Genomic DNA, 14,020 nt, shown 5'->3' with positions numbered 1-14,020 from the left:
CGCAAGATCGTCAAATCCGGTACGGTGCGCGGACTGTCCGTGACGGATGGCAGGATGACACTCGCCACTCTTGTGGCCCAAGCGGTGTCGCGGCCACCCCCGCACCCCCGTGGCGGCCCGAGGCAGCGGCACAAGGCGTCACACCAGCAGAAGGGACCGCGGGCGAGATGCAGATCCGGCTGACCGTCCTCCGACCGCGCAGCGGCCCGGCAGCCGCCGGCTCCGCCATCCCCTACGTGGACGTGCTGGTCACCGCGCCCGTCGGCACCGCGCTCGGCTCCCTCGCGGGCGCCCTCGCGGGCGCCGTCGGCGTGCGCGGACCGCGGGCCGCCACCCATGTGCACCTGTACGCGGGGACCCAGCGGGTGGACGAGCACACGCTGCTCGGTCACCCCCCGCTGCTGGACGGCGCCGTCCTCTCCCTCAACGAGCCGGACCCGACCGCCGAGGACCCGGACGACACCCCGGCCGCCGCCGAGCTGCGCGTCGTCGGCGGGCCGGACGCCGGCGGGGTGCACCGCCTGCACGGCCGGGAGATCCGGGTCGGCCGCTCCGGCGAGGCCGACGTCCCGGTCGACGACCCGGACGTCTCCCGGCTCCACCTCGCCCTGCACCTCGCCGAGGACGGCACGGTGACCGTCCGCGACCTCGGCTCCACCAACGGGACCACCGTCGACGGCCGGATCGTCCCGCCCGGCGCGCCCGAGGAGGCCGTCCCGCTCGACGGCACCGCGCTGCTGCGGATCGGCGAGACCACCCTGCGCGTCACCGCCCCGGACCCCCGGGACACCTCCGGGGCACCCGGCCGCGCCGCGCTGCCCGACGGCCACGGCCACCTCCGGCTCTCCGCCCCCGCCCCGGTCCGCCCAGCGCCGCCCGCCGTCGAACCGCCGGCCGCCCCCGAACCGCCCGCCGGGCGCGGCCGCGGCCTGCTCTCGCTGCGGCTCGGCCGCTCCAGCGCCGAACCGCCCGAGGAGAGCGCCGAACGGCACCACACGGCCGTCCGCATCCGGCAGGCCGCCGCCCAGCGCGAACGCTGGCCCGACCTCGCCACCCTGCTGCTCAACGCGCTCGGCCCCGGCCCCCGGCTCTGGGAGCGCGGCCCCGGCCACCCCGACGCGCTCACCCTGCGGCTCGGCACCGCCGACCGGCCCGGCGGCCCCGGCACCTCCCCCGGCACCGTGCTGCCCGCCGTCCCGGTCACCGTCGACCTGCAGACCGCCGGCAGCCTCGGCCTCAGCGGCCCGCGCGAGCGCCTCGACGCGCTCACCCGCGCCGTCGTCGCCCAGCTCGCCGCGCTGCACCCGCCGACCGGGCTCAGCCTGGTCGTGGTCGACGCCGATCCGGCCCGCACCCCGCAGGACCGCGCCGACACCTGGGCCTGGGCGCTGTGGCTGCCCCACCTGCGCCCCGCCGAGGGCCAGGACTGCCGGCTGCTGCTCGGTCTCGACGACGAGCAGGCGACCGCCCGGCTCACCGAACTCACCGGCCGGCTCAGCGGGCCGGTCGGCCTCGGCGGCCACCCCGCCACCGTCGTCGTGGTCGACGGCCGCCCGGGCACCGAGTCCGCCCGGCTGGCGCTCGACCTGCTGCTGCGTCAGGGCCCGGCCGTCGGCATCTTCCCGGTCTGCCTCGCCGAACAGCCCGAACTGCTGCCCCGTGGCCTCGGCGCCACCGCGCTGATCACCGGCGAGGTCGGCACCCAGCTCTCGCTCGACCGCCCGGGCCCGGTCACCCGCGGCCGCGAGACCCTGCACGAGGTCTCCCTGGACGCCGTCTCCGACGCCTGGGCCGAGCGGCTCGCCCGCGTCCTCGCCCCGCTGCGCGAGGCCGCCCCCGCCAACCGGGGACCGCTGCCGGACGCGCTGCGGCTGCTCGACCTGCTCCAGCTGGACACCGTCACCCCGGCCAAGCTGTCCGCCCGCTGGGCCGCGCACGCCGGCGGCATCGGCGCCGCCACCGCCCTGCTCGGCACCACCCGCGACGAGCTGTGCGTCCTCGACCTCGCCGACCCCGAACTCACCCTCCCCTCCCCCGACCCGGGCGGCCCGCACCTGCTGATCGGCGGCGCCCGCGGCTCCGGCAAGACCGAGCTGCTGCGCACCCTGGTCGCCTCGCTGGCCGCCTCCGAGCGGCCCGAACGCCTCGCCGTCACCATCGTCGAGGGGCGGGCCACCGAGGACGGCCTCGCCGGGTGCAGCGAGCTGCCGCACGTCACCGGGCGGGTCAACGCCGCCGCCGACCCGCGGGCCGCGCTGCTCGCGGCGGAGGCGCTGGAGGACGAGCTGGTCCTGCGCGAGCGGCTGTTCGACGGGCTGGACTTCGCCTCCTGGCACGCGGCCCGCATCCTCGACGGGGAGCCCGTCCCGGTCCCGGCCACCGTCGGCGCCCCCGACGCGCCCGCTCCCGCGCGCGTCATCCACCCGCGCAGCCCGGACTCCCCCGTCGCCCCGCCCGCGCCCAGCGGTCCCTGCCCGCCCCGCCTGGTCGTCGTCGTGGACGACTACGACGCCCTGCTCTCCCCCACCTCCCCGGTCGGCCGCCCGCTCGCCCGCGCCCTCGCCGCCGTCGCCCGCCGCGGCGGCGCCCTCGGCGTCCACCTCGCGGTGACCACCGGCCGCCCCGACGAGACCACCGGCACCGAGGTCGACGAGGCCGCCCTGCTGCGCATCGCCCTGCGCACCGACGACCCGGCCGACTCCGACCTCCTCATCCACCTCGGCGACGCCGCCGCCCTCCCCGAGGCCACCCCCGGCCGCGGCTACCTCCGCCTCCCCGACGGCGGCGTCACCGCCTTCCAGGCCGCCCGCATCAGCGGCCGCATCCCGCGCACCGCCACCCTGCGCCCCACCGTCGTCGCCATAGACCCGCTCACCCTCGGCGCCCCGCCCGCCCGCCGCCCCGTCCGCGAACTCGGCAACGGCCCCACCGACCTCGCCCTCCTCGCCAGCGCCCTCCAACGCGCCGCCGCCCGCTGAGGCGGAAGAAGTCCGCACGGCCGTCCGCCCCCGCCGCGATCGCTGTCGCGGCGGGGGCGGACGGCCGTTGGAGGTCGAGCTGCCTCGACCGCCCACCGGTCAGGACGACGTGTCCGTCAACACGGCACCACGGCGTCGAGGGTGACCGGGACCGATCCCCAGCCGGGCTTGGTGACGCTGAAGCTGCCGTGCACGGTCGAGCCGCAGGTCACGGCCCCGCCGACGCCGCGCACCTCGACCAGGCTGGCGTGGAACCGCGTCCACTTGTTGACCGAGCCGAGCGAGGCGCCGCCCACGACCTGACCGTCGAGCACGGTCAGGAGGTCCTGGGGCTCCGGGTAAGGGCCGCCCGGGCTGGGCGGACCGGCCAGGTAGATCTTCCCCACCAGTTGCACGTCGCCGCCGGTCACCTCGGCGCACAGCCAGGTATTCACCCCGGCCTGCAGCTTGGTCGAGCTGCAGATCTCCGTGGTGGTCGTCGTGCCGGCCTGGACAGCGCTCGCCTGGGTCGGCGCCGCCAGCATCGCCACCGCGCCGGCGGCACCCGCCAGCGTCAGGGCGAGTCGGTTCGCTCGCATCGTCCCACTCCTCTTCTGCTCCGTCGGATTCTCAGGGCATTGCATGCCATATGTGACATTTCACATGGGGCATGCGGCAACTCTGGCACGCGCTTCCCGTGCCCCGCAGTCGATCGCCCCCCGGGATCGACCATCGGACCGGAAACCGGCCCTCGATGGCGCGATCACGGCCGATCGGCCCGCACCGCGCACCGTGGAGGCCGCAGGAAACAGCCGTGGGGCCCGCTCGCACCGGGCCCCACGGCTTCACCTGTCCTTCGAAGGAGCCCTTCCGGCTCAGGCGCTCTTCTGCGGCGCCTCCTCCCCGGGCTGGTCGACGACGGTGCGGCCGAGGACGGCGGAGTGGCCGGTGACGGTGCCCGGCTTGCCGAGCTCGTTGCCCTCGGCGGCGACCACGGTGCGCTCGCCGAGGAACTCGTGGGTCTTCGGGTCGAAGATCCACTCGGTGCGGATGCCGCCGTTCTCGCGGGCCACGGCCACGCCGTGCCGGCCGGAGGCGTCCACGGAGTCGTCCACCGCGGTGACGCCGGGGATCTTCGCGGCGGCCCGGTAGAGCGCGGCACTGACGGCCGGCGGGGCGAGCTGCTCCCGCAGCAGGTCGCCGATCGTCACGAAGGCCTCCTGGTCGGGGCCCGGGCCCATGCCCTTGGTCTCGGCGTAGATCTTCTTCAGCAGCGCGTCCGGGTCGGTCGGCAGCGTGGCCAGGTACGCGTACGTCGGGGCGTTGAGGCCCGGCTTGGCGTTCGGGTCGAGCCACATGCCGCCGTCGGTGCGCGGCGCCGGATCCCCCGGCTTGGTCTTCTCCGGAGCGATGGCCTTGCCGTCCCCGCGCTCCTCCTTCAGGACACCGTGCCGACTGCCGTCCACCGAGAGCCAGATCTGGCGGCGGTGCGCGGGGTCGACCTTCGACTCGCCGGTGGCCATGTTGAGGCTGGAGAAGGCCACCAGGCTGTCCACGTACACGAACTGATTCTTGCCCGCCTTCGGGTCGGGCTTGCCGGCTGCGGTGTCCGCCGCCTGGGTCAGCAGCTGGACGGCCCCCACGGGGGCGGCGTTCAGCGTGGTCCCGCCGGTGCTCTGCTGCTGGGCCTGCTGCGGCGGCGCGGGCGTGCCCGCGCCGCCGCCGCTCAGCACCACCGCCAGCGCCAGTCCGCCCGCCAGGGCGGGCACCGCCACCCAGCCGAGCCTGCCGCGCCGGGCCCGCGCGGGCTTCGTCTCGCGGATCTCACTCATCAGATGTCCCCTCAACAACCGGTGGCGGTCGGCGGAGAGCTCGGGCCTCGCCGGGCCCGGCACCAGCCGGTCCAGCTCGGCGCGTTCGTCCTCGTTCATCGGTTCGTCTCCCGTATCGACCGGGCCGCTCCGACGCGGCCACCCCGTACCTGTCCTGAGGCCGGGCGGAGTTCCCGCCCGTTGCGCAGTTCCTCCTCGGCGAGCGCGCGCAGCTTGGTCCGGGCGCGCGAGAGCCGCGAACGCACCGTGCCGATCGGCACCCCCAGGGCCTCGGCCGCACCCGCGTAGTCCAGCCCCGCCCACACGCAGAGCCCGAACACCTCCCGCTCGGCCTTCCGCAGCCGCCCCATCGCCCGCCGGGCGGCGGCCAGCTGCGCGCTGTCGTCCAGCCGCCCCACCAGCTCGTCGGCGAAGTCCGGCACCGTCTCCCGGACCGGCAGCCGGTCCATCGCCGCCCGGTGCCGCCGGGCCGCCCGGGCGGTGTTGCGCAGGACGTTCGCGGCGATCCCGAACAGCCAGGGCCGCACCGCCCCGCCGTCCTCCCGCAGCTTGTGCCGCAGCCGCCAGGCCTCCAGGAAGGTCAGCTGGACGACGTCCTCCGCGACCGCCCAGTCCCCGGTGGCCCGCACCGCGTACCGGTACAGATCACCCGCCGTCTCGTCGAACAGCTCCCCGAACGCCCACTGATCGCCATCCCGTATCCGTCCCCGCTGCGACAGTTCCACACCTCCACCTGTCCGCACCGCCCCGTCGGGTTCCCTCCCGAAGCGGAAAAGCGGCGGGCCCGCGTCCATCAGGACGCGGGCCCGCCGTTCGCCGTGCCGGCCGGGTGTCAGCGCATCGAGCCCGTGCGGAGCAGGGTGCGGATGACGCGCATCGCGACGGAGAGGCTGGACAGCTCGTAGTTGTCCGAACCCCTTATGTCGTCGAGGGTGCTCTTGGCGCGGTTCAGCAGGGTGGCGTTGAGGTCCGCCCAGGCGGTGTAGCGCTCCTCGGGGGCCGCGCCGTCGGGGCCGCAGGCCAGGATGTCGGCGGTCAGCGCCGCGTGGGCCGCGAAGAGGTCCTCGCGGATGGCGGCGCGGGCCATGGACGACCAGCGGTCGGTGCGGGGCAGCTCGATGATGCGGTCGAGCAGGTGGGTGATCTGGAGGCGGTCGGCCAGGTCGTAGTAGAGCTCGGCGACCTGGGCGACGTCCTTGCCGGAGCGGTCCGCGACCTCGGTGATGTCCAGGGTCGGGAAGGTCGAGGACAGGCCCGCGATCCGGGTGGCGAGCTGCTCCGGCACGCCGGCCTCGGTGAGCTCGCCGTAGATCTTCTCGAACCAGACGAGGTCCTCGCCGCGCAGCGGCTTGGGCAGCGAGCCCCAGACCTGGTTGACCCGGTCGTGGAAGAACTCGATGGTGCCCGCGATGTCCAGCGGCTGGCGCCGGTTGTTGAGCATCCACCGGGTGGCGCGCTCGACGAGACGGCGCACGTGCAGCCGCATCTTGGTCTGCGCCCGGGCCGGGACCTTGTTGTCCAGGCCCTCGATCTCGGACCAGATCTCCTCCAGGCCGAAGACCGCCCGGGCCGCGGTGTGGGTGCGGGCGACCTCCTCGTAGGTGGCGCCGGTCTCCTCCTTCAGACGGAAGGCGAAGGTGCAGCCACCCCGGTTGATCGTGTCGTTGACGATCAGCGTGGTGATGATCTCGCGGCGCAGCGGGTGCCGGTCGATCTGCTCGGCGAACCGGGCCCGCAGCGCGCTCGGGAAGTACTCGTGCAGCGCGGTGCGGAAGAACGGGTCGTCGGGCAGCTCGGTGGCGAGCAGCTCGTCGGCGAGGGTGATCTTGGTGTAGGCGAGCAGCACCGACATCTCCGGCTGGGACAGGCCCCGGCCGTTCTGCTGGCGCTCGCGGATCTGCCGCTCGGTGGGCAGGAACTCCAGGGCCCGGTCGAGCCGGCCCTGCGACTCCAGGCGGTTGATCATCCGGGAGTGGACGTTGACCATGCTGTGCGCCTGGGCGACGGCGTTGGCCAGCACCACGTTCTGCGCGTAGTTGTTGCGCAGCACGAGGTGGCCGACCTCGTCGGTCATCTCGGCGAGCAGGGTGTTGCGCTGCTTGACCGTCATGTCGCCGTCGGCGACCACCTGGTTGAGCAGGATCTTGATGTTGACCTCGTGGTCCGAGGTGTCGACACCGGCCGAGTTGTCGATGGCGTCGGTGTTGATCCAGCCGCCGTTGCCCTCGGGACCGCCGGCGGACGCGTACTCGATGCGGCCCAGCTGGGTCCACCCGAGGTTGCCGCCCTCGCCGACGACGCGGGCGCGGACCTGCTCGCCGTTGACGCGGATGGCGTCGTTGGCCTTGTCGCCGACCTCGGCGTTGGACTCGGTGGAGGCCTTGACGTAGGTGCCGATGCCGCCGTTCCAGAACAGGTCGACCGGCGCCTGCAGGACGACCTTCATCAGCTCGGCGGGGGTGAGCCGGGTGTCGGAGACCCCCAGCACGGCCCGGACCTGCGGCGACAGCTGGATCGACTTGGCGCTGCGCGGGAAGACGCCGCCGCCCGCCGAGATCAGCGACTTGTCGTAGTCGTCCCAGGAGCTGCGGGGCAGCTCGAACAGGCGGCGGCGCTCGGCGTAGGAGACGGCCGCGTCCGGGTTGGGGTCCAGGAAGATGTGGCGGTGGTCGAAGGCGGCGACCAGGCGGATGTGCTCGCTGAGCAGCATGCCGTTGCCGAAGACGTCGCCGGACATGTCGCCGATGCCGACGACGGTGAAGTCCTCGGTCTGGGTGTCGTGGCCCAGCTCGCGGAAGTTGCGCTTGACGGACTCCCAGGCGCCGCGGGCGGTGATGCCCATGCCCTTGTGGTCGTAGCCGGCCGAGCCGCCGGAGGCGAACGCGTCGCCCAGCCAGAAGCCGTAGGACTCGGCGACGCCGTTGGCGATGTCCGAGAAGGTCGCGGTGCCCTTGTCGGCGGCGACGACCAGGTAGGTGTCGTCCTCGTCGTGGCGGACCACGTCGGCCGGGTGGACGACCTCGCCGGCGACCAGGTTGTCGGTGATGTCCAGCAGCGCCGAGATGAACGTCTTGTACGACGAGACGCCCTCGGCCAGCCAGGCGTCACGGTCGACCGACGGGTCCGGCAGCTGCTTGGCGACGAAGCCGCCCTTGGCGCCGACCGGCACGATGACGGTGTTCTTCACCATCTGCGCCTTGACCAGGCCGAGGATCTCGGTGCGGAAGTCCTCGCGCCGGTCGGACCAGCGCAGACCACCGCGGGCGACCTTGCCGAAGCGCAGGTGCACACCCTCGACCTGCGGCGAGTAGACCCAGATCTCGAACGCCGGGCGCGGGGCCGGCAGGTCCGGGATGGCCTTCGGGTCGAACTTCATCGACACGTAGGAGTGCCACGCACCCGAGCCGTCGTGCTGGAAGAAGTTGGTCCGCAGGGTGGCCTTGATGAGGTGCAGGAAGGAGCGCAGGATGCGGTCCTCGTCCAGCGAGACGACCTCGTCCAGCGCGCCGGCCAGCTCCTCCAGGATGCCCTCGGTCAGCTCCAGCGCGCCCTGCTGGTGGCTGGGGCTCAGCCGGGCCTCGAAGAGGTTCACCAGCAGGCGGGTGGTGTGGGTGTTGTTGCGGAGCGCGTCCTCCATGTAGTCCTGGGAGAACGTGGAGCCCGCCTGGCGCAGGTACTTGGCGTACGCGCGCAGCATCATCGCCTGGCGCCAGGTCAGCCCGGCGGTCAGCACCAGCTCGTTGAAGCCGTCGTTCTCGGCCTTGCCGGTCCAGGTGGCGGCGAAGGTCTCCTGGAAGCGCTCGCGGGCCTCGTCGGTCAGCTCGACGGCCTCGCGCAGCCGCAGGCCGAAGTCGTAGACCCAGGCGGTGGTGTGGTCGGAGCGGGTCAGCGCGTACGGGTGCTCGTCGAGCACCTCGACGCCCAGCCGCTGGAGGACCGGCAGCACCTCGGTGAGCGAGATCGGGCCGCCCACCCGGTAGATCTTGAAGCGGCGCTCGTCGTCGCCGGCGCCGACCGGCTGGTACAGGTTCAGCCGGAAGTCGCCCTCGCCGTGCAGCGACTCGATCTGCTTGAGGTCGGCGACGGCGGTGCGCGCGGTGAAGTCGGCGCGGTAGCCGTCGGGGAAGGCGTTGGCGTACTTGCGGGAGAGCTCGGCGGCCTTCTCCTCGCCCAGCTCGACGTGCAGCTGGTCGTTGAAGCCGTCCATCCAGAACCGGGCGGCCTCGGCCAGCTTGGCCTCGATCCGCTCGACCTCGGCGTCGGTCAGCTGCGGCAGCTCGCTGCCGGGGGTGACCCGGACGACGAAGTGCAGCCGGGTCAGCACCGACTCCGTCGACCAGACCGTGTAGTCGATCGAGGCGCCGTTGAGCTCCTGCATCAGGATGTCCATGAGGCGCAGCCGGATGCGGGTGGTGTAGCGGTCGCGCGGCAGGTAGACCAGCGCGGAGAAGTAGCGCCCGTACTCGTCCTGGCGCAGGAACAGCCGCAGCCGGCGGCGCTCCTGCAGGTAGAGGACGCTGGTGGCGATCTGGAGCAGCTCGTCGGCCTGGGTCTGGAAGATCTCGTCCCGGGGGAAGGTCTCCAGGATCTGCAGCAGGTCGCGGCCGTCGTGGCTCTCGGTGGAGAAGCCGGAGTCGGCGATGACGTCCTGGACCTTGCGGCGGACGACCGGGATGCGGCTGACCGACTCGGTGTACGCGGCGGCCGAGAACAGGCCGAGGAAGCGGCGCTCGCCGATGACCTCGCCGTTGGCGTCGAACTTCTTCACGCCGACGTAGTCGAGGTAGGCGGGGCGGTGCACGGTGGCCCGGCTGTTGGCCTTGGTGAGGACCAGCAGCTTCTTCTCGTGGGCCTTGGCGCGCACCGGCGCGGAGAGCCGGCCGAAGGCCTCGCTGACGGCGTGGTGCTGCTCGTCGCGGGTGATCGGGTCGGAGCGCAGGATGCCGAGACCGGTGCCGGCGACGGCCCGCAGGACCTCCTCGCCCTGGTGCTCGACGAGGTCGTACTCGCGGTAGCCGAGGAAGGTGAAGTGGTCGTCGGCGAGCCAGCGCATCAGCTCCCAGGCCTCGCCGACCTCCTGCTCGGGCAGGCCGGCCGGGGGCTGCTCGGCGAGCTCGTCGGCCAGCCGCAGCGCGGAGTCGCGCATCTTGGACCAGTCCTCGACGACCTCACGGACGTCGCCGAGCACGCGGCGCAGGTTGCTCTCGATCTCGCGCAGGTCCTCGCGGTCGGTCTCGCGGTCGACCTCGATGTGCATCCACGACTCGACGGTCGCGTCGGCCGGCCACTCGGCGCCGGCGGCCTGGCTGCGGGCGCAGGCGTCGACGTCGAGGATCTCCAGCAGCTTGCCCGTGATGTCACGGCGGACGACAAGCTGGGGGTGGATGACGACGTGGATCGCGCGGTCCTGGCGGGACAGCTCGTTGGTCACCGAGTCGACCAGGAACGGCATGTCGTCGGTGACGACCTCGACCACGGTGTGGCCGCAGGACCAGCCGTTCTCCTCGACCGAGGGGGTGTGCACCCGCACCTCGGCGGTGCCCTGCGGGCGCTTGAGGCCCAGGCGGTAGTGCGAGGCGGCCGCGCCGTAGACGTCGACCGGGTCGCGGTCGACCAGGTCCTCGGGCGCGGTGTGGAGGTAGTAGTGGTGCAGGTACGCGGACAGAGCGCCGTTGCTCAGTCCCTCCCCCGGCGCCGCTCCCCCCACCTGGCTGTTCTCAGCGGCTGCTGCTGCCTTCCTGAGCAGTTCGGCCTTGGCTGCGTCCAGCTTGGTCTGCATGACTTCTTGGCTCCTGTCGCGCGCCGTTGCGTGACTCGGTGGTGGTATCGGGATCACCGCCGGGTCTTCCGCAATCCTGCCGCACCGTCCTGCTGAAAGGCGTCCATGGCACGCATGGAACACCTCTGCAGCGGGTAGGACGAGACGTTCGGCCTCTGCGGAACCACCCGACGACGCCAGCCAGCCTAACGGGATCAATCGAAGGTGTCAGGGGACAAGCAGGCGCAAACCTGCAGGAAGATCGGGCCGTCCTGGACAGCTTGTCCAATCAGCCTGCCGGTTTGCGCCGAAAGCCGAAAGTTCGTGCGGAGCCTCTGCGGAATCCGTGTGCGGAGGGTGGGCATTCAGCCCATGTGCGGGTGAACGTGCGAGGTCGGCGGGACGAACGTCTCCTTGATCGACCGGGCCGAGGTCCAGCGCAGCAGGTTCTGCGCCGCGCCCGCCTTGTCGTTGGTCCCCGACGCCCGGCCGCCGCCGAAGGGCTGCTGGCCGACGACCGCGCCGGTCGGCTTGTCGTTGATGTAGAAGTTCCCGGCGGCGAACCGCAGCGCCTCCACCGCCTGCGCGATCGCGTAGCGGTCCTGGGCCACCACCGAGCCGGTCAGCCCGTACGGCGCGCCCGCGTCCACCCGGTTCAGCACGTCCTCCCAGCGGGAGTCCTCGTAGACGTGGACGGCCAGGATCGGGCCGAAGTACTCGGTGCGGAACATCTCGTTGCGGTGGTCCGAGGAGACCAGCACGGTCGGGCGGACGAACCAGCCGATCGCGTCGTCGTACTGGCCGCCCGCCGCCAGCTCCACCGTCGGGTCCGCCTTGGCCCGGTCGATGGCCTCCCGGTTCTTCTCGAACGCGCGCCGGTCGATCAGCGCGCCCATGAAGTTCGACAGGTCGGTGACGTCGCCGACGGCCAGCGCGTCCACCTCGGCGAGGAAGTCGTCCTTGATCCGCTGCCAGACGCTGCGCGGCAGGTAGGCGCGGGAGAGCGCCGAGCACTTCTGGCCCTGGTACTCGAAGGCGCCGCGGATCAGCGCGGCCTTGAGGATCTCCGGGTCGGCCGAGCGGTGCGCCAGCAGGAAGTCCTTGCCGCCGGTCTCCCCGACGATCCTCGGGTACGTCCGGTAGCCGCCGATGTTGGCGCCGATCGTCTGCCAGAGCGAGCGGAAGGTCGCGGTGGAGCCGGTGAAGTGCAGTCCGGCCAGGGCGGGGTCGGCGAGCGCCACCGCGGACAGCTGCTGCCCGTCGCCGGTGACCAGGTTGACCACGCCGGGCGGCAGGCCGGCCGCCTCCAGCAGCCGCATCAGGTAGTGGGCGGCCAGCGTCTGGGTCGGCGCGGGCTTCCACACCACCGTGTTGCCCATCAGCGCGGGCGCGGTCGGCAGGTTGCCGGCGATCGCGGTGAAGTTGAACGGGGTGATCGCGTAGACGAAGCCCTCCAGCGGGCGGTGGTCGGTGCGGTTCCACACCCCCGGCGAGGAGACCGGCTGCTCGGCCAGGATCTGCCGGGCGAAGTGCGCGTTCCAGCGCCAGAAGTCGATCAGCTCGCAGGCCGAGTCGATCTCCGCCTGCTGCGCGGTCTTGGACTGCCCGAGCATGGTGGCCGCGTTCAGCGTCTCCCGCCACGGCCCGGCCAGCAGGTCGGCGGCGCGCAGGAAGACCGCCGCCCGGTCGTCGAAGGACAGCGCCCGCCACTCCCGCCCGGCCGCCAGCGCGGCGTCCACCGCGGCCCGGGCGTCCTCCCGGGTGGCGTTGCCGAGCACGCCCAGCTTGGCCGCGTGGTGGTGCGGCTGGACGACGTCGATCCGCTCGCCGCCGCCGAACCGCTGCTCCCCGCCGATGGTCATCGGCAGCGGGACCTGCTCGGCCGCCAGGTCGTCCAGCCGGCGCACCAGACGCTCCCGCTCCGGGCTGCCGGGCGCGTAGCCGAGCACCGGCTCGTTGCCCGGGACCGGGACCTGGGTGACTGCGTCGATGGGCATGGCGGACTCCGCTCCTCGTCACGGTGGCCGACCCCGTTCCGACGACGGGACCGGCACCCGTCCAGCCTGACCAGCGGCGGGCCGCTTCGCCCGCCCGGACACGCCAACGGTGGACGTGGTCCGCGCCACGCCCGGCCGCCCGGCGGGTGCCTCAGCCGGCGAGCCGGCCGGCCAGCTCCACCGCCTCCGCCAGGGTGTCCACCACCGGCACGCCGACCGGTTCCAGCTTCTCCCGGGTGTGCGAGCCGCCGGTGTACAGCACCGCGTGGGCGCCCGCGTTCAGCGCGGCCAGCGCGTCGTCCGCCGCGTCGCCGATCAGCACCGTGCGGGCCGGGTCCACCCGCTCGCCGAGCGCGGCCAGGTGCCGGACCAGGTGTTCGGCCTTCTGCCCGCCGGCCGGGCCGCTGCGCCCGTCCACCCGCAGGAACCGGCTGGTCAGGCCGAAGCCGTCGACCACCGGCAGCAGCCGGTCGTGCTCGTACATGGACAGCAGCGACTGGCTGTGCCCGGCCGCCCGCCAGTCGTCCAGCAGCTCCCGGGCGCCCTCGGTGAGGCCGCAGGCGGCGGCCAGCCGGCGGTAGCTGTCGTGGAACGCGTCGTCCAGGCGCAGCCACTCGTCCTCGGAGGGCAGCCGGCCGAGCAGCCGCTGGTAGAAGCGGGGGATCGGGATCTCGTACTGCTCTCGGTACTCCTGCAGCGTCATCGGCGCTACGCCGATGGTCGCGAAGGCGGCGTTGCTCGCGCCGAGCACCGCCTCCATGTCGTGGAAGAGCGTTCCGTTCCAGTCCCAGACGATATGAGTGCGCACGCGTTGAACGGTAACGCCGGGCACCGCCGGACCGGTAGGACGGGGCTCACGCGGGCCGGCGACGCGGGGCGGACCCGGCCGAGCGGACCGGCCGGGCAGGGCTCAGCCGAGCAGGCCGGTGATCTCCTGGGTGGCGAACCAGAGCAGGTCGTGGTCCTCGGCGCCGTCCACGGTGAACTGGGCGTCCTGGTCGCCGGCGTCCGCCGCCGCCACCGCCTCGACGGCCGCGGTCACGTCGGCCACCACGTCCGCGTCGGCGACGTCCGCGTGCACCGCGGCCGCCTTGGCGAGCTTGACCGGGCCGGCCAGCACCACCCGGCCGAGCGAGGCCTGGTCCTGGTACTCGTCGCCGGGGAAGGGCTTCACCGCCGAGTCGGCGATGTCGAGCGCCACGACGACCCGGCGGCGCGGGGCGTCGGGTTCGGCGGCCAGCAGGCGCAGCGAGGACTGGGCGGCCCGGTTCAGCGCCGCGTACTCCAGCTCCTCCAGGTCGTCGCTGACGTACCACTCGCGCAGCGCGGGCGTCACGGCGTACGCCGCGGACTGCTCCAGCGCGCCGCCCGAGTGCGCCGCCGCCAGGGCGGTCAGGGTGGTGGGCACGTACACGCGCATCGGTGGCACTCTCCGGTTCGTCCAGCGGCACAGCTTCCAGCGCCCCCAAGAATAAG

The 14,020-nt window shown here is 73.3% G+C and carries 8 protein-coding genes; 1 reads left to right on the top strand and 7 read right to left on the bottom strand.

What is annotated here, in order from left to right:
- Positions 1–167 precede the first annotated feature (167 nt).
- Positions 168–2,978, top strand: coding sequence for an FtsK/SpoIIIE domain-containing protein (locus tag ABT093_RS14505; protein ID WP_350564092.1), 2,811 nt, complete (start codon positions 168–170; stop codon positions 2,976–2,978).
- A 116-nt stretch (positions 2,979–3,094) separates the two neighbouring features.
- Here the strand turns inward: ABT093_RS14505 and ABT093_RS14500 are convergent, their stop codons facing one another.
- The 7 genes from ABT093_RS14500 to ABT093_RS14470 form a co-directional block, all read right to left on the bottom strand.
- Entirely contained in the window at positions 3,095–3,556 is a 462-nt protein-coding gene (locus ABT093_RS14500; protein ID WP_350564090.1) for a hypothetical protein, read from the bottom strand.
- 276 nt (positions 3,557–3,832) lie between these two features.
- Complete coding sequence (locus ABT093_RS14495) at positions 3,833–4,888, bottom strand: CU044_5270 family protein (RefSeq protein WP_350564089.1); 1,056 nt, start codon at positions 4,886–4,888, stop codon at positions 3,833–3,835.
- Positions 4,885–5,514 (bottom strand): RNA polymerase sigma factor, encoded by a 630-nt coding sequence (locus ABT093_RS14490; protein ID WP_350564087.1) that lies wholly within the window; start codon positions 5,512–5,514, stop codon positions 4,885–4,887. Before ABT093_RS14490 ends, ABT093_RS14495 begins: the two co-directional genes overlap by 4 nt.
- A gap of 107 nt (positions 5,515–5,621) precedes the next feature.
- The gene (locus ABT093_RS14485) at positions 5,622–10,568 is read right to left on the bottom strand and encodes an NAD-glutamate dehydrogenase (RefSeq protein WP_350564085.1); all 4,947 of its coding nucleotides are present in this window, start codon (positions 10,566–10,568) and stop codon (positions 5,622–5,624) included.
- A gap of 344 nt (positions 10,569–10,912) precedes the next feature.
- Positions 10,913–12,538: an L-glutamate gamma-semialdehyde dehydrogenase gene (gene pruA / locus ABT093_RS14480; protein ID WP_350564250.1), complete on the bottom strand. Its 1,626-nt coding sequence runs from the start codon at positions 12,536–12,538 to the stop codon at positions 10,913–10,915.
- A gap of 157 nt (positions 12,539–12,695) precedes the next feature.
- Positions 12,696–13,352, bottom strand: a complete 657-nt coding sequence (locus ABT093_RS14475) for an HAD family hydrolase (protein WP_350564084.1) — start codon at positions 13,350–13,352, stop codon at positions 12,696–12,698.
- A 102-nt stretch (positions 13,353–13,454) separates the two neighbouring features.
- Positions 13,455–13,964, bottom strand: a complete 510-nt coding sequence (locus ABT093_RS14470; RefSeq protein WP_350564082.1) for a DUF6912 family protein — start codon at positions 13,962–13,964, stop codon at positions 13,455–13,457.
- Between the last annotated feature and the right edge of the window lie 56 nt (positions 13,965–14,020).

The organism is Kitasatospora sp. NPDC002551 (genome assembly GCF_040296005.1).
Lineage (GTDB): Bacteria > Actinomycetota > Actinomycetes > Streptomycetales > Streptomycetaceae > Kitasatospora.
The sequence above is the reverse complement of the archived record's forward strand: the minus strand, read 5'-3'. Positions and strand labels throughout refer to the sequence as shown.

Coding starts and splice junctions, on each gene's coding strand:
- ABT093_RS14470 (WP_350564082.1), bottom strand. CDS start 13,964: ATGCGCGTGTACGTGCCCACCACCCTGACCGCCCTGGCGGCGGCGCAC.
- ABT093_RS14505 (WP_350564092.1), top strand. CDS start 168: ATGCAGATCCGGCTGACCGTCCTCCGACCGCGCAGCGGCCCGGCAGCC.
- ABT093_RS14500 (WP_350564090.1), bottom strand. CDS start 3,556: ATGCGAGCGAACCGACTCGCCCTGACGCTGGCGGGTGCCGCCGGCGCG.
- ABT093_RS14485 (WP_350564085.1), bottom strand. CDS start 10,568: ATGCAGACCAAGCTGGACGCAGCCAAGGCCGAACTGCTCAGGAAGGCA.
- ABT093_RS14495 (WP_350564089.1), bottom strand. CDS start 4,888: ATGAACGAGGACGAACGCGCCGAGCTGGACCGGCTGGTGCCGGGCCCG.